Here is a 15,421-nt window from a genome sequence, read left to right as displayed (position 1 = left end):
AAAGTTTATGTCGAATAAAAGACGTTACTTTGGTACTGACGGTGTGCGCGGTAAAGTAGGACAATACCCAATCACTCCGGACTTCGTACTTAAGCTTGGCTGGGCTGCTGGTCGTGTACTAGCAAAACAAGGCACAAAGAAAGTTATTATAGGTAAAGATACGCGTATCTCCGGTTATATGCTTGAATCTGCATTAGAAGCAGGCCTTGCGGCAGCGGGACTTAAAGCAACATTTACTGGTCCAATGCCAACTCCAGCAGTGGCATATTTAACTCAAACTTTCCGCGCAGAGGCGGGGATTGTGATTTCTGCATCGCATAACCCATATTACGACAACGGCATTAAATTCTTTTCTTCTGAAGGTACTAAGCTACCTGACGATATAGAGTTGGCGATTGAAGCTGAACTGGATAAAGACATTGAATGTGTTGAGTCTGCAGAACTTGGTAAAGCCACTCGTCTAAATGACGCTGCTGGCCGTTACATCGAATTCTGTAAGAGTACTTTCCCATCTGAATTGAGTCTTGCAAACTTTAAAATCGTGGTAGATTGTGCGCACGGTGCAACGTACCACATTGCTCCAAATGTCTTCAAAGAGCTTGGCGCAGAAGTTATTGCAATGGGCGTAGAGCCTAACGGCATCAACATCAATGAAGAAGTGGGCGCAACAGATGTTCGTGCGCTTCAAAAGCGTGTCGTTGAAGAGCAAGCGCACCTTGGTTTAGCATTTGATGGTGATGGTGACCGTATCATTATGGTCGACCACCTTGGCAACAAAGTCGATGGCGACCAAATTGCTTACATTATTGCTCGTGATGCTCTTCGTCGTGGTGAGCTAAAGGGTGGTGTAGTTGGTACGTTGATGACTAACTTGGGCATGGAAAATGGCTTAAAGCAGCTAGGCATTCCATTCGTACGTGCCGCAGTTGGTGACCGTTATGTCATGGAACAACTGCTAGAAAAAGGCTGGAAAATTGGTGCTGAAAACTCAGGCCATGTGATCTTATTAGATAAAGTCACCACGGGCGATGCGATTGTTGCAGCACTGCAAGTACTTGCTTCTGTAGTTGGCAGTGATATGTCTTTGCATGAGCTATCGCAAGGCATGACGTTGTATCCTCAGGTTCTAGAAAATGTCCGCTTTGCAGGGGAAAGTAATCCTCTTGAAGCTCAAGCAGTACTAAACGCCGTCGCCGAAGTAGAAGCGACGCTGGGTGATAAAGGACGTGTATTGCTGCGTAAATCTGGCACAGAGCCTTTGATTCGCGTTATGGTGGAAGGTGAGGATGGCGAGCTAGTTCAAAGCTCTGCATTGAAAATTGCCGAAGCTGTAAAAGCAAGTTGTTAATCATTGCGTTAAAGTGTGCGGTGAATGAAAAGGGCATCTTTTGCCCTTTTTTTGAGCGCTTAGCGCATTGGCATTGATTTTTTACTAATTTTCCCTTGTCAGCGTTACCGGCTTTCGCTAGTATTGCTCCGCCTCCCGTTAGGAGGTCGCTAGCCTTGTTCAATTATGATTTATTCTCTTGAACGGCGCTGGCTCAACAATTTGGAACATAGGTGGAAAAAATGTTTTCAGTTCTACTTGTGATTTACCTGTTGGCAGCGCTTGGTGTGATTGGCCTTGTGTTGATTCAACAAGGTAAAGGCGCAGATATGGGAGCCTCGTTCGGTGCTGGTGCTTCAAACACAGTGTTTGGTGCTGGCGGCTCAGGTAATTTCTTAACCCGAACAACTGCTATTTTAGCAACCGTATTCTTTATCGTTAGCTTGTTGCTTGGTCGTATGTCTACGCACAAGATTGAATCACAATGGGTAGACCCAACATTAGGTCAACCAGTTGTTGAACAAGTTAAGGATGCAGCGAGTGAAGTTCCAGCCCCTGCGGGTGATGAAATTCCTCAATAAGCTGTAAGGTTTTGATGCCGAGATGGTGAAATTGGTAGACACGCTAGCATGAGGTGCTAGTGCCTTAGGTGTGAGGGTTCGAGTCCCTCTCTCGGCACCATGTATTTACAAACTTGTAAATCACTTGTTTGCGAGTATAATGCTCAGCAAGTCGGACGCGGGGTGGAGCAGCTTGGTAGCTCGTCGGGCTCATAACCCGAAGGTCGTCGGTTCAAATCCGGCCCCCGCAACCAATCTCTTTCTTTAAGAAGAAATCGTAGATTGGCAAGTTTGCGTAGTGCTAACCACACTGCGAGTTAAGAGAAGCATTTGTTGGCTATTCTTAACGTATCAGGGTCCAGCAGCATAAAACCCCGACTATCGGGGTTTTTTGTTATCTGAGCTTTTTGAAATAGCTCAGAGACTGCTTGGTTTTTTGATTGGGCTCTGAGCCCTTTTTTTGTTTCTGGAGTGGTTAAATGACTGGTTTAGAAAGACAACTTACTGAAATGCTTGAAGCACCAGTAGAGGCATCAGGCTATGAGTTGGTTGGATTAGAATTCATTCGTGCAGGCGCGCACTCAACGTTACGCATCTACATTGACCATGAAAATGGTATTAACGTGGACGACTGTGCAGAAGTTAGCCACCAAGTTAGTGCGGTTTTAGACGTTGAAGATCCAATTTCTGTTGCTTACAGCCTAGAAGTGTCTTCTCCAGGTTTAGAAAGACCACTTTTTAAAGCAGCACATTACGAGCAATTTATTGGTCACGAGGTCAGCATCGTATTGAAAATGGCTGTAGCAAACCGTCGTAAGTGGAAAGGTATTATCCACGGCGTTGATGGCGAAACAGTGACAATTACTGTAGACGGTCAGCAAGAAGAGTTTGCTCTAAGTAACATTTCCAAAGCTAACCTGATCCCTAAATTTTAGTTCCCTAAAAAAGTTTAAGCTTAGAGGCTAAATACAATGAGTAAAGAAATTTTAGCGGTAGCAGAAGCGGTATCGAACGAAAAAGCGGTACCTCGTGAGCGTATCTTTGAGGCTCTTGAGATTGCTCTAGCAACTTCTACAAAGAAAAAATACGAAATCGAAATCGACGTACGTGTTGCCATTGACCGTAAAACTGGTGAGTTTGTGACTTACCGTCGTTGGTTAGTTGTTGATGATGTTGAGAACCCTACAAAAGAGATCTCACTAGAAGCAGCACAGTACGAAGATGACTCAATCGAGCTTGGCGACTACGTAGAAGACGAAATCGAATCAGTAACGTTTGACCGTATTACGACTCAAACGGCTAAGCAAGTTATCGTACAAAAAGTTCGTGAAGCTGAACGTGCACAAATCGTTGAGCAGTTCATCGACAATGAAGGTGATCTAATCACTGGCGTTGTGAAAAAAGTAAACCGCGACACAATCGTACTTGACCTTGGTAACAACGCTGAAGCGGTAATCCTACGTGATGACCAACTTCCTCGTGAAAACTTCCGTCCAGGCGACCGCGTTCGTGGTCTTCTTTACAAAGTCGCGCCAGAAGCACGTGGTTTCCAACTGTTCATCACTCGTTCTAAGCCTGAAATGCTGGCAGAACTATTCCGTGTTGAAGTGCCTGAAATCGCTGAAGATATTATCGAGTTGAAAGGCGCGGCACGTGATCCTGGTTCTCGCGCTAAGATCGCTGTCAAAACAAATGACAAACGTATCGACCCTGTAGGTGCGTGTGTTGGTATGCGTGGTGCTCGTGTACAAGCTGTTTCTGGCGAACTTGGTGGTGAGCGTATCGATATTGTGCTTTGGGATGATAACCCAGCTCAATTCGTTATCAACGCAATGGCGCCAGCTGATGTTGCTTCTATCATCGTTGATGAGGATGCACACTCAATGGACATCGCAGTTGAAGCTGACAACCTAGCGCAAGCTATCGGTCGTAACGGTCAAAACGTGCGTCTAGCATCTCAACTAACAGGTTGGGAACTGAATGTTATGACAGTTGCTGATCTTCAGAAGAAACACGCTGAAGAATCACAAGCATCTATTGAAAACTTCATGAAGTACCTAGATATTGAAGAAGACTTCGCTCAACTTCTTGTTGAAGAAGGTTTCTCAACGCTAGAAGAAATCGCATACGTGCCTGTTAACGAGCTACTAGAAATCGATGGTTTGAATGAAGAACTAATCGAAGAGCTTCGTGGACGTGCAAAAGATGCACTAACGACGATCGCACTAGCACAAGAAGAGTCTTTTGAAGGTCTAGAACCAACTGAAGATCTGCTTGCACTTGAAGGTCTTGAGCGTGAGATGGCATTTAAATTGGCAGCGAAAGGTGTAGCGACACTGGAAGATCTTGCTGACCAAGGTATTGACGATTTAGAAGGTATCGAAGGCCTGACCGAAGAACGTGCAGGTGAGCTAATTATGGCCGCACGTAACATCTGTTGGTTCGGCGAAGAAGCATAATTTCGGCAAGGAGGAAGCGGCATGACACAATTAACAGTTAAAGCACTGAGTGATGAGATTGGTACGCCAGTCGACCGCTTGATTGAACAACTTGCTGACGCTGGCATTAAAAAGGCGAGCTCTGACAATGTTACTGATGAAGAGAAGCAGAAGCTTCTCTCTCATTTAAAGAAAGAACACGGTGATAAATCAGGTGATTCAGAGCCGACTCGCCTTACGCTTCAGCGTAAAACTCGTAGTACACTTAGTGTGAACGCGGGTGGTGGCAAGAGTAAGAATGTTCAGGTTGAGGTGCGCAAAAAACGTACATACGTGAAGCGCAGCACAATTGAAGATGAAGCGAAACGTGAAGCTGAAGAAGCAGCACAACGTGAAGCAGAAGAAGCAGCAAAACGTGCAGCAGAAGAAGCTGCAAAACGTGAAGCTGAAGAAGCTGCAAAACGTGAAGCTGAAGAAGCTGCAAAACGTGAAGCGGAAGAAAAAGCGAAACGTGAAGCTGAAGAAAAAGCGAAGCGAGACGTAGATACGAATGCACAACGTAATGCTGAAGAAAAAGCAAAGCGTGATGCTGAAGAGAAAATTAAGCAAGAAGCAGCGCGAAAAGAGGCCGACGAGCTTAAACGTCGTCAGGAAGAAGAAGCTAAGCGTAAGGCTGAAGAGGAAAGTCAGCGCAAGCTTGAAGAAGCTCGCGAATTGGCTGAAAAGAATAAAGAGCGTTGGTCTGCTGCAGAAGAGAAAAAGGGTGATATGGAAGATACAGATTACCATGTAACGACTTCACAATACGCACGTGAAGCCGAAGATGAAGCAGATCGCAAAGTAGAGAGCGGTCGTCGTAAGAAGAAAAAAGCTTCAGGTAAAGACGACCAAGCTCGCGGTGGCCGTAACAACCAACGTGGCGGTAGAGGTCGTAAAGGCAAACTTGCTAAACCGACTTCAATGCAGCATGGCTTTGATAAGTCAGCAACGGTAGCTAAGCAAGACGTTGTAATTGGCGAAACGATCGTTCTATCAGAACTTGCTAACAAGATGTCGGTTAAAGCGACAGAAGTTATCAAAGTAATGATGAAGATGGGCGCTATGGCGACTATCAACCAAGTGATCGACCAAGAAACAGCACAACTTGTTGCTGAAGAAATGGGCCATAAAGTAGTTCTTCGTAAAGAGAACGAACTGGAAGAAGCGGTACTATCTGACCGTGACACTAACGCGGAAGCAGTTCCACGTGCTCCAGTTGTTACTATCATGGGTCACGTTGACCACGGTAAAACGTCAACACTTGACTACATCCGTCGCACACACGTTGCTTCTGGCGAAGCGGGTGGTATTACTCAGCACATTGGTGCGTACCACGTTGAAACAGACAACGGCATGATCACGTTCCTTGATACTCCTGGACACGCAGCGTTTACTGCAATGCGTGCTCGTGGTGCTCAAGCGACAGATATCGTTGTTCTTGTAGTTGCAGCAGACGATGGCGTAATGCCACAAACAGTAGAAGCGATTCAGCACGCGAAAGCGGCAGGCGTTCCTCTAATTGTTGCTGTGAACAAGATCGATAAAGAAGACGCGAACCCTGATAACGTTAAGAACGAGCTTGCTCAATACGACGTTATTCCTGAAGAGTGGGGCGGTGAGAACATGTTCGTTCACATCTCTGCTAAACAGGGTACAAACATCGATGGTCTTCTAGAAGCAATCCTTCTTCAGTCTGAAGTTCTTGAACTTACAGCTGTAGCTGAAGGCATGGCATCTGGTGTTGTTGTTGAATCTCGCCTAGATAAAGGTCGTGGTCCAGTTGCAACAGTACTTGTTCAATCAGGTACACTAAACAAAGGCGACATCGTTCTTTGTGGTCAAGAATACGGCCGTGTTCGTGCAATGCGTGATGAGCTAGGTAAAGAAATCACTTCGGCTGGCCCATCTATCCCTGTAGAGATCCTAGGTCTTTCAGGTGTACCATCTTCAGGTGATGAAGCAACAGTAGTTCGTGACGAGCGTAAAGCGCGTGAAGTAGCTAACTACCGTGCTGGTAAGTTCCGTGAAGTGAAACTTGCTCGTCAGCAGAAATCTAAACTAGAGAACATGTTCTCTAACATGACTGCTGGTGAAGTTGCTGAACTTAACGTTGTACTTAAAGCAGACGTTCAAGGTTCTGTAGAAGCAATCGCAGACTCACTAGTTAAGCTATCTACTGACGAAGTTAAAGTGAACATCGTTGGTTCTGGTGTTGGTGGTATTACGGAAACTGACGTAGTACTAGCGGAAGCTTCAAACGCTATCATCCTTGGCTTTAACGTTCGTGCAGATGCTTCTGCTCGCCGTGCTGTTGAAGCCGCAGCTGTTGACTTACGTTACTACTCAATCATTTACCAATTGATTGACGAAGTGAAACAAGCAATGGGTGGTATGCTTGCTCCAGAATTCAAGCAAGAGATCATTGGTCTTGCTGAAGTTCGTGACGTGTTTAAGTCACCGAAACTGGGTGCTATCGCTGGTTGTATGGTTACAGAAGGTGTGATCAAGCGTAACAACCCAATCCGTGTACTACGTGATAACGTTGTTATTTACGAAGGTGAACTAGAGTCACTACGTCGTTTCAAAGATGACGTTCAAGAAGTTAAGAATGGCTACGAATGTGGTATCGGCGTTAAGAACTACAATGATGTTCGCGTTGGTGACCAAATCGAAGTCTTCGAAATCGTTGAAATTAAACGTACTCTAGACTAATTGACTAAAATTACTAATATTGTCTTTGAAAGATAAGTAGTAATTGGTTGTTGAATACACCATGGGGGGCTGGCTTTGACCAACCCCCCATTCTTTCTATATAAGAGTAAAGATATGTCAAAAGAATTTAGCCGCACGCAGCGCGTTGCACAGCAGCTGCAAAAAGAACTAGCGATGATCCTTCAACGTGAAGTTCGTGACTCTCGCCTTGGCATGGTGACGATCTCAGACGTAGAAGTCTCTCGTGACCTAGCTTACGCAAAAGTATTTGTGACCTTCCTATGTGTGGGCGAGCAAACACCAGAATCATGTCTAGCAGCACTACGCGAGCACGAAGTGCACATTCGCATGATGTTAGGTAAGCGCATTCGTCTACGTTTAACGCCAGAAATCCGCTTCCACTATGACAATACGCTTGTTGAAGGTATGCGTATGTCTAACCTAGTGTCTGAAGTCGTTAGTTCAGACAAACAAAAGCAAAAAGATTCTGGTCGTGAGGACGAAGAATAATGGCTCGTCGTCGTAAAGGTCGTCCAATTAATGGCGTTATACTGTTGGACAAACCAACAGGCATCTCTTCCAATGATGCACTGCAAAAAGTAAAGCGAATCTACTTTGCTGAGAAAGCGGGCCACACTGGCGCCTTGGACCCATTAGCGACAGGCATGCTGCCAATTTGCTTGGGTGAAGCGACGAAGTTTTCTCAGTTTCTTCTAGATTCTGATAAACGTTACCGTGTGATCGCAAAGCTTGGTGAACGTACCAACACGTCTGACTCGGATGGTGAAGTCGTAGAGACACGTCCAATCGATGTTACGTTAGACAAGCTAGAAGCGTGCATTGAGAAGTTCCGTGGCGAATCTGATCAAGTACCTTCCATGTTTTCAGCGTTGAAATATCAAGGGAAACCCTTGTATGAATACGCTCGCAAAGGCATCGAAGTTCCGCGTGAATCTCGTAAGATCACGGTATACGAGATTGTTCTTCACCGTTTTGAAGGCGATGAAGTCGAGATGGAAGTTCATTGCTCAAAAGGCACCTACATTCGTACCATCGTGGATGACCTAGGCGAAATGTTAGGTTGTGGTGCGCACGTAACTATGCTTCGACGCACTGGTGTTGCAAAATACCCTTACGAGAAGATGGTGACACTTGAGCAACTGAATGAGTTACTAGAGCAAGCACACCGTGAAGAACGCGCTCCTCGAGAACTACTGGACCCATTGCTGTTACCAATGGATACAGCGGTAGAAGACTTACCAGAAGTCAACTTCGTGCCTGAACTGGCGGATATGGTTCAGCATGGGCAACCTGTTCAAGTATTTGGTGCGCCTACCGAAGGCTCACTTCGCCTTACCATGGGTGAAGAGCGTTTGTTTATTGGCGTTGGCGAAATGAACGAAGATGGTAAAATCGCTCCTAAGCGATTGGTCGTGTTCCGAGATGACGTCGCATCCAAGTAAATGATTGAAAATACCGACCTGAGTGTCGGTATTTTTATATTGCACGAGATAGGAAATTTCCCTATAATCCGCGCTTCGCGTAGCGGCTGAATCAGAGATTGGCTGCTACAACTTTAAACCTACTCTTATTAGGAGAGAATTATGTCTCTGAATGCAGAAACTAAAGCAGCAATCGTTGCAGAATACGCACAAGGCGAAGGCGACACTGGTTCACCAGAAGTTCAAGTAGCTCTACTTACAGCTTCTATCAACCACCTACAAGGTCACTTCAAAGCGCACAAAGGCGATCACCACAGCCGTCGTGGTCTTCTACGCATGGTTTCTCGTCGTCGTAAGCTTCTAGATTACCTAAAAGGTAAAAACCTAGCTCGCTACCAAGACCTAATCAAACGTCTAGGCCTACGTCGCTAATCAGCGACTGCATAGCAGTTTGTCTAAAAAGGGGCTTTATGCCCCTTTTTTGTTGCCTAAATTTAGCCAAATTAGACTTATGCCGTTATAATACTGGCGGCTAAACCTCGTAAGAGGTTTTCTCAAAAGCTCATAGCATTACAGTCAACCACGTCGACCAAAAGGTCGCGACTATTCAAAAGGAATTTCCGAGTTTCTTTTTACTAGTCGCGATTCGTAATGCCTTGAGTGTCAATTAACACATCTAAGATTTCTTTAAGCACTAAAGGAAGATTAGAAACAAGGAATAACAATGTTCGAAAAACCAGTTGTTAAAACGTTCCAGTACGGTAACCACACAGTTACTTTAGAAACTGGCGTTATTGCACGTCAAGCTACAGCAGCAGTTATGGTCACAATGGATGATACGTCTGTATTCGTATCTGTTGTAGGTAAAAAAGAAGCCGTTGCAGGTCAAGACTTCTTCCCACTAACGGTTAACTACCAAGAGCGTACTTACGCTGCGGGTAAAATCCCAGGCGGTTTCTTCAAGCGTGAAGGTCGTCCTTCTGAAGGCGAAACGCTAACAGCTCGTCTAATCGACCGTCCAATCCGTCCGCTATTCCCAGACGCGTTTAAAAACGAAGTTCAGGTTATCGCGACAGTAATGTCTGTAAACCCAGATGTTCAGCCAGATATCGTTACAATGATCGGTACTTCTGCTGCTCTTGCTATCTCTGGCATTCCATTCAACGGCCCTATCGGTGCGGCGCGTGTTGGTCATATCGATGGTCAGCTTGTACTTAACCCTAGCCAAACTGAACTAGAAACTTCTAAGCTTGACCTTGTTGTTGCAGGTACAGAGTCAGCCGTACTGATGGTTGAATCAGAAGCGGACAACCTAACTGAAGAAGAAATGCTAGCAGCGGTTGTTTACGGTCATGATCAACAACAAGTTGCTATCAAAGCTATCAACGAATTCAAAGCAGAAGTAGCAACTCCTGCTTGGGATTGGGTTGCTCCTGAAGAAAACACAGCACTTAAAGATAAGATTGCTGAGCTAGCAGAAGCGAAGCTTGTTGAGGCTTACAAAATCACTGAGAAGATGGCTCGTTACGACCGTATCAATGGGATCGCTGCGGAAGTAAATGAAGTTCTTCTTGCTGAAGATCCTGAAGCGGATACAAAAGAAATTCACACTATCTTCCATGATCTAGAGAAAACAGTCGTACGTCGTAGCATCATCGCGGGTAACCCTCGTATTGATGGCCGTGAAAAAGACATGGTTCGTGCACTAGATGTACGCACTGGTGTTCTTCCTCGCACACACGGTAGCGCGCTATTCACTCGTGGTGAAACTCAGGCTATCGTGACGGCAACTCTAGGTACTCAGCGTGATGCTCAAATCATTGATGAGTTAACAGGCGAGCGTAAAGATCACTTCCTACTGCACTACAACTTCCCTCCATACTGTGTAGGTGAGACTGGTTTTGTAGGTTCTCCTAAGCGTCGTGAAATCGGCCACGGTAAACTGGCTAAACGTGGTATCGCAGCAGTAATGCCATCAGTAGATGAGTTCCCATACACAGTACGTGTTGTATCGGAAATCACTGAATCTAACGGTTCATCTTCAATGGCTTCTGTATGTGGTACGTCTCTTGCGCTTATGGACGCAGGTGTGCCAATCAAGTCTTCTGTTGCGGGTATCGCAATGGGCCTTGTTAAAGAAGGCGACGACTTCGTTGTTCTTTCTGACATCCTTGGTGACGAAGACCATCTAGGTGATATGGACTTTAAAGTAGCAGGTACTAACACTGGTATCACTGCTCTTCAAATGGACATCAAGATCGAAGGCATCACTAAAGAAATCATGCAAATTGCGCTTAACCAAGCTCAAGGCGCACGTAAGCACATCCTATCTGTAATGGATGAAGCAATCTCTGGTGCTCGTGAAGACATCTCTGAATTTGCTCCTCGTATTCATACGATGAAGATCAGCGCAGAGAAGATCAAAGACGTTATCGGTAAAGGTGGTGCAGTTATCCGTGCTCTAACTGAAGAGACTGGTACAACTATTGAAATCGAAGACGACGGTACTATCAAGATTGCTGCAACTGAAGGCACTGCTGCGAAAGAAGCTATCCGCCGTATCGAAGAGATCACTGCTGAAGTTGAAGTTGGCCGTATCTACACGGGTAAAGTTGCACGTCTAGCTGACTTCGGTGCATTCGTAACGGTTCTTCCAGGCAAAGATGGTCTCGTACACATTTCTCAAATCGCCGAAAAACGTGTTGAGAAAGTGTCTGACTACCTAGCTGAAGGCCAAGAAGTTCAAGTTAAAGTTCTTGAAATCGACCGCCAAGGCCGTGTACGTCTAAGCATGAAAGAAGCGGTAGAAAAGCCAGCTGAAGAAGCTGCTGCTGAAGCACCAGCTGCGAAAGACGAGTAAGACAAAATGAGACTTTCAGCCTTTTATTAGATTAAGGGCCTGAAAGCATGTTATAAAAGGGGAGCATTTTCGCTCCCCTTTTTTTGGTTTATTTCGACGCATTAACCTCAAACAAGGTTATCGCCTATATTGCATTAAGAGAAATAAATTTTGAGCGGTCCAAACAGGAGTATCAATTAGTGAAATGGTTTCAAACCGCAAGTTTATGTGTTGCTATCGCGCTGACCGGTTGTGCAAATACTTCTCAGCAATCAGCACAAAAGTGGCTATATCCACCGATGGCGGTGCCACTTCAGCCTAGCGTTCAACAAGAAGTACAAATCGCGCGTTTATCGCAGTTGCTACAACGTCCTGATCTCAGTGATGAAGTACGCGCTAAAATGCATTATGAGCGCGGTAGCTACTACGATAGCGTTGGTTTGCGTGATCTTGCCCGTTTGGACTTTAACCAGTCTTTGCAGTTGAATCCTGCTCAACCGGATATCTTCAATCTTTTGGGGGTGTATTTCACCCAAGTGGGGGAGTTTGACGCGGCTTATGAAGCGTTTGACTCGACCATAGAGTTGGCTCCGGATAATACCTATGCTGAGCGCAACCGTGCGATTGCACTGTATTATGGTGGCCGAATCGATCTCGCTTTAGAAGATATGACCAAGCACTATCAAGAAATGCCAACGGATCCTTTTCGTTCATTATGGCTGTACATCATCGAAGCTGAGCAAAATCCAGAGCAAGCAAAAGCCAATCTTCAACTGCGTTATTTACGAGATCGTAGTGAAGAGTGGGGATGGGTTCTTGTTGCTATCATGCTACGAGACGTCTCGGACGAAGACGCGCTTAAAGCTATTATGGATGGAACGAGAGAGAACTATCGCCTAGCTGAACGATTGACGGAAACGTATTTCTACCTTGGAAAGCGTAATCAGCTTGAAGGTGACATCGCAAGTGCCATCTCACTTTATAAGCTCGCGATTTCGTTCAATGTTTATGATTATGTTGAGCACCGGTATTCCTTCTTGGAACTGGCACAAATCTACGATCAATTACAGCAAGACAGATTAGCCAAGCTAAAGGCCGCTAAGAAGCAGGAAATTGAATGATTTAGAGCCGCTCGATGAGAGCGGCTTTTTTTATGATTGAACTTGATGAGTGACTCATTTAAAATAGTTAGCCTTGCTAACTAAGTGGTGGTGGATTTTATGGCACTAGAAGAAAGCTTGATTGATTTAGAGCGTTTTTGCGCCAAAGCTTGGCGTGTTTATGCCAAAGAAGATCCGTTATCACATCTAAGCTTTAATGAGTTCGATTATTTACGTGTGATTCAGGTTTACCCTGAGGGTGTACGAATAACCGATCTTGCAGAAGAGTTGCAAGTGACTAAGCCTTCCGCATCGACAATGGTTGTTCGTTTGGAAAAAAAGGGTTTGGTGAAACGCATCGCATGTAATGAGGATGCCCGTGCTAAGCGTGTATTGCTGACAGAAGAAGTCGCAGAAAAAATGTCTTTGGAGCAGGTGGTTTACAAAGATATCTCTGAACAAATGATGCAACAATTAAATCAGCAAGAAGCTGAGCAGTTACAAGCTTTACTGAATAAAGCATTGAGCAATAAGTCATTTTAAACTAAACCAAAGGCCTCCGCTGTACGCATTAGCCTTTGGTGTTTCATTTTTCTTTTATTTAATTTAACCATTTAGTTAGTCTTGCTAATTAAATGGTTAGCTTTGCTAACTACTGGTGGCAGTCATGCAAAACTCAATTTATAGACAGTTTTGGAAATATACGATTCCAACCGTCGCAGCAATGCTCGTGAACGGTTTATATCAAATAGTTGATGGCATTTTTATTGGCCGTTATGTTGGTGCTGACGGATTAGCAGGGATCAATGTGGCGTGGCCGATCATCGGTTCTATCCTCGGTATAGGGATGATGATTGGGGTGGGGACTGGTGCGCTAACGTCGATTAAGCAAGGAGAAAACGATCATGAAGGTGCGAAGCGTATTTTAACGACCGGATTGGGGTTGTTAGCGATATTGATGCCGGTCGTTGCTACCATATTGTTCTATTTTGCCGATGAATTTATTCGCTGGCAGGGGGCGGAAGGGCGAGTGTTTGAACTCGCGCTGCAATATCTGCATATTCTGATTGTCGCGTGCGTATTTACGCTAGGCTCTATCGCGGTTCCATTTCTTTTACGCAATGACGACAGCCCGAACTTAGCAACGATGCTGATGGTCATCGGTGCCGTCATTAATATTGTATTAGACTACGTATTTATTGCTTGGTTGGGGTGGGAGTTAACCGGAGCGGCCATTGCTACAGCGCTGGCACAATTGGTGGTAACCGTGCTTGGTATCGGTTACTTCTTTACTTCAAAAGCGACCTTACGCCTTCGAATCTGTGACTTTAAGGTTCAAGTTGATGTTGCACCAAAGATTATAATGATCGGTACATCTAGCTTCTTTATGTACGCGTACGGCTCTGTGATGGTGGCAATGCACAACGCATTATTTGCTCAGTACGGAAGTGCAATGTTAATAGGGGCGTATGCTATTTTGGGATATATCGTGACGGTTTACTATCTGATTGCAGAGGGAATCGCGAACGGTATGCAACCTCTAGTGAGTTTCAATCACGGGGCGCGCAACCAGGCGAACGTCAGAAAATTACTGCAAGTCGCAATGGGGACATCTGTGCTTGGTGGTGTAGCGTTTGTGGGTTTGATGAACCTTTTCCCGTACGAGTTGGTCTCGGTGTTTAACAATGCTGATCAACAGTTGATTGATAGCACGGTGATAGGGATTCGTTTACACATGTTTGCGTTGTTCCTAGATGGCTTTTTAGTTGTGGCGGCTGCGTACTACCAATCGGTAAACAAAGGCAGCAAAGCCATGTTTGTGACACTAGGCAACATGTTGGTTCAACTGCCGTTTTTGTTCGTTATGCCGAAACTGTTTGGCGTGACAGGCATTTGGCTGGCTTTCCCATTGTCTAATATTGCGCTGAGTTTAGTCGTGGTCAGTATGTTGTGGCGGGACGTGAAAAAGCTGCTAAACGAAACTTCGGCTGAGCCAACAGTGCAAGCCTGTTAACAATGGCTGATAGAGAAAGCGAGGTTGGGCCTCGCTTTTCTTTTTTGGGAAGCTAAATGTTTTTTACTTCTAAGCCAGCTAGCTGATGCCAATAGCCATTGCATTGGCGGCTTTCGAGTTTTTCAGGGTTGTCGCCGTGCTCGTTTGAGCGAAAATGCTCTAACTCAGAAAGTGTACTCACACCGAGAGGGCTTAAGCGGACCACATCAACCAGCCCTTGCATGCTTGGTAAGTCATTGATCAGGTTATAACAATACCCTGATTGCGTTTGAATACCGTTAAGGTTAAAGACTTCTTGCCCTTCTTGGCTACTGACCTGGATTCCTGTTGGGTATTTGATACAGCAGGTTTCGCAATCGTCTTTCGCTCGGTTTTCAGCTCGGGCTGTGAAACAGCGAGCGGAATACGCTAAAGGTAAATAACCGTGGCTAAATACCTCAACTTCAAACTTGTTACGAATACCAAGCTCGTCACACTGAACTAAAGTATCGTTTAACCATTCGCGAGAGAGCTCGACAGGCATGCACCAACGCATCATACCTTGCTTCAAAAATAAGTTGAGCGTGTGTGCGTTATAAGTATTGATTGCAGGACCAACGACGAAAGGCACTTTATGCTCTGATGCTAATTGAACCGCCGATACGTCATTAGCCTCAATGGCGAAGTCACCGTTATTGATGTACTTCTTCATGATGTTTACTTCACTAGGTGCTTCCAGTAGCGCCATCGTAGAGATAACGACTTGCTTGCCAGAGGCAGATAAGTCTTTGGCGATTTCCAACCAGTGGGCTGGTTTCATTTCTCTGCGTTTAGAGCAAACCGATTCACCCAAGTAAATAATGTCTGCAGAGCTTTGTTTTGCTTGTTGGTAGAAGGCTTCTACATCTTGTTTTGGCCAAAAATAGAGTAGTGGGCCAAGTGCGTATTTCATTGAGTTATCCATCTTAACC

The 15,421-nt window shown here is 45.2% G+C and carries 13 protein-coding genes and 2 tRNA genes; 14 read left to right on the top strand and 1 reads right to left on the bottom strand.

The genetic code is table 11. From position 1 onward, the window contains the following. The first annotated feature begins 7 nt into the window (after positions 1–7). The 14 genes from glmM to F7Y48_RS07455 all read left to right on the top strand — a co-directional run bounded on the left by glmM (position 8) and on the right by F7Y48_RS07455 (position 14,471). The gene (gene glmM, locus F7Y48_RS07520) at positions 8–1,348 is read left to right on the top strand and encodes a phosphoglucosamine mutase (protein ID WP_005394663.1); all 1,341 of its coding nucleotides are present in this window, start codon (positions 8–10) and stop codon (positions 1,346–1,348) included. Between the two features lie 221 nt (positions 1,349–1,569). Beyond that, positions 1,570–1,908, top strand: a complete 339-nt coding sequence (gene secG, locus F7Y48_RS07515; RefSeq protein ID WP_005394661.1) for a preprotein translocase subunit SecG — start codon at positions 1,570–1,572, stop codon at positions 1,906–1,908. A gap of 16 nt (positions 1,909–1,924) precedes the next feature. After that, positions 1,925–2,008 (top strand) — tRNA-Leu (locus tag F7Y48_RS07510). A gap of 56 nt (positions 2,009–2,064) precedes the next feature. Then, positions 2,065–2,141, top strand: a tRNA-Met gene (locus F7Y48_RS07505). A gap of 225 nt (positions 2,142–2,366) precedes the next feature. Then, the gene (gene rimP / locus F7Y48_RS07500; RefSeq protein ID WP_005394659.1) at positions 2,367–2,822 is read left to right on the top strand and encodes a ribosome maturation factor RimP; all 456 of its coding nucleotides are present in this window, start codon (positions 2,367–2,369) and stop codon (positions 2,820–2,822) included. A 36-nt stretch (positions 2,823–2,858) separates the two neighbouring features. Continuing rightward, entirely contained in the window at positions 2,859–4,346 is a 1,488-nt protein-coding gene (gene nusA, locus F7Y48_RS07495; protein ID WP_316682995.1) for a transcription termination factor NusA, read from the top strand. A 21-nt stretch (positions 4,347–4,367) separates the two neighbouring features. Beyond that, complete coding sequence (gene infB / locus F7Y48_RS07490; RefSeq protein ID WP_012841448.1) at positions 4,368–7,076, top strand: translation initiation factor IF-2; 2,709 nt, start codon at positions 4,368–4,370, stop codon at positions 7,074–7,076. A gap of 114 nt (positions 7,077–7,190) precedes the next feature. After that, positions 7,191–7,586, top strand: coding sequence for a 30S ribosome-binding factor RbfA (gene rbfA, locus F7Y48_RS07485; protein ID WP_005380087.1), 396 nt, complete (start codon positions 7,191–7,193; stop codon positions 7,584–7,586). Then, positions 7,586–8,539, top strand: coding sequence for a tRNA pseudouridine(55) synthase TruB (gene truB, locus F7Y48_RS07480; RefSeq protein ID WP_316682994.1), 954 nt, complete (start codon positions 7,586–7,588; stop codon positions 8,537–8,539). The genes rbfA and truB overlap by 1 nt, the downstream gene beginning before the upstream one ends. A 141-nt stretch (positions 8,540–8,680) precedes the next feature. Next, positions 8,681–8,950 carry a 30S ribosomal protein S15 gene (gene rpsO, locus F7Y48_RS07475; RefSeq protein WP_005380094.1) on the top strand — a complete coding sequence of 90 codons (270 nt, stop codon included), beginning with the start codon at positions 8,681–8,683 and terminating at the stop codon, positions 8,948–8,950. A 292-nt stretch (positions 8,951–9,242) separates the two neighbouring features. Then, entirely contained in the window at positions 9,243–11,378 is a 2,136-nt protein-coding gene (gene pnp / locus F7Y48_RS07470; protein ID WP_316682993.1) for a polyribonucleotide nucleotidyltransferase, read from the top strand. A 179-nt stretch (positions 11,379–11,557) separates the two neighbouring features. Beyond that, the gene (gene nlpI / locus F7Y48_RS07465) at positions 11,558–12,478 is read left to right on the top strand and encodes a lipoprotein NlpI (RefSeq protein WP_316682992.1); all 921 of its coding nucleotides are present in this window, start codon (positions 11,558–11,560) and stop codon (positions 12,476–12,478) included. Between the two features lie 99 nt (positions 12,479–12,577). Continuing rightward, positions 12,578–13,000 carry a MarR family winged helix-turn-helix transcriptional regulator gene (locus tag F7Y48_RS07460; protein ID WP_005394653.1) on the top strand — a complete coding sequence of 141 codons (423 nt, stop codon included), beginning with the start codon at positions 12,578–12,580 and terminating at the stop codon, positions 12,998–13,000. A gap of 124 nt (positions 13,001–13,124) precedes the next feature. Further along, positions 13,125–14,471, top strand: a complete 1,347-nt coding sequence (locus tag F7Y48_RS07455) for an MATE family efflux transporter (protein WP_046875047.1) — start codon at positions 13,125–13,127, stop codon at positions 14,469–14,471. A gap of 52 nt (positions 14,472–14,523) precedes the next feature. Here the strand turns inward: F7Y48_RS07455 and F7Y48_RS07450 are convergent, their stop codons facing one another. Then, positions 14,524–15,402: a U32 family peptidase gene (locus tag F7Y48_RS07450; RefSeq protein WP_085342718.1), complete on the bottom strand. Its 879-nt coding sequence runs from the start codon at positions 15,400–15,402 to the stop codon at positions 14,524–14,526. Positions 15,403–15,421: the final 19 nt, after the last annotated feature.

The sequence above is a fragment of the Vibrio sp. 2-1-2a genome, from assembly GCF_032648565.1.
GTDB lineage: Bacteria > Pseudomonadota > Gammaproteobacteria > Enterobacterales > Vibrionaceae > Vibrio > Vibrio diabolicus.
The sequence above is the reverse complement of the archived record's forward strand: the minus strand, read 5'-3'. Positions and strand labels throughout refer to the sequence as shown.

Coding starts and splice junctions, on each gene's coding strand:
- rpsO (WP_005380094.1), top strand. CDS start 8,681: ATGTCTCTGAATGCAGAAACTAAAGCAGCAATCGTTGCAGAATACGCA.
- F7Y48_RS07460 (WP_005394653.1), top strand. CDS start 12,578: ATGGCACTAGAAGAAAGCTTGATTGATTTAGAGCGTTTTTGCGCCAAA.
- rbfA (WP_005380087.1), top strand. CDS start 7,191: ATGTCAAAAGAATTTAGCCGCACGCAGCGCGTTGCACAGCAGCTGCAA.
- infB (WP_012841448.1), top strand. CDS start 4,368: ATGACACAATTAACAGTTAAAGCACTGAGTGATGAGATTGGTACGCCA.
- truB (WP_316682994.1), top strand. CDS start 7,586: ATGGCTCGTCGTCGTAAAGGTCGTCCAATTAATGGCGTTATACTGTTG.
- rimP (WP_005394659.1), top strand. CDS start 2,367: ATGACTGGTTTAGAAAGACAACTTACTGAAATGCTTGAAGCACCAGTA.
- nusA (WP_316682995.1), top strand. CDS start 2,859: ATGAGTAAAGAAATTTTAGCGGTAGCAGAAGCGGTATCGAACGAAAAA.
- pnp (WP_316682993.1), top strand. CDS start 9,243: ATGTTCGAAAAACCAGTTGTTAAAACGTTCCAGTACGGTAACCACACA.
- F7Y48_RS07450 (WP_085342718.1), bottom strand. CDS start 15,402: ATGAAATACGCACTTGGCCCACTACTCTATTTTTGGCCAAAACAAGAT.
- secG (WP_005394661.1), top strand. CDS start 1,570: ATGTTTTCAGTTCTACTTGTGATTTACCTGTTGGCAGCGCTTGGTGTG.
- glmM (WP_005394663.1), top strand. CDS start 8: ATGTCGAATAAAAGACGTTACTTTGGTACTGACGGTGTGCGCGGTAAA.
- F7Y48_RS07455 (WP_046875047.1), top strand. CDS start 13,125: ATGCAAAACTCAATTTATAGACAGTTTTGGAAATATACGATTCCAACC.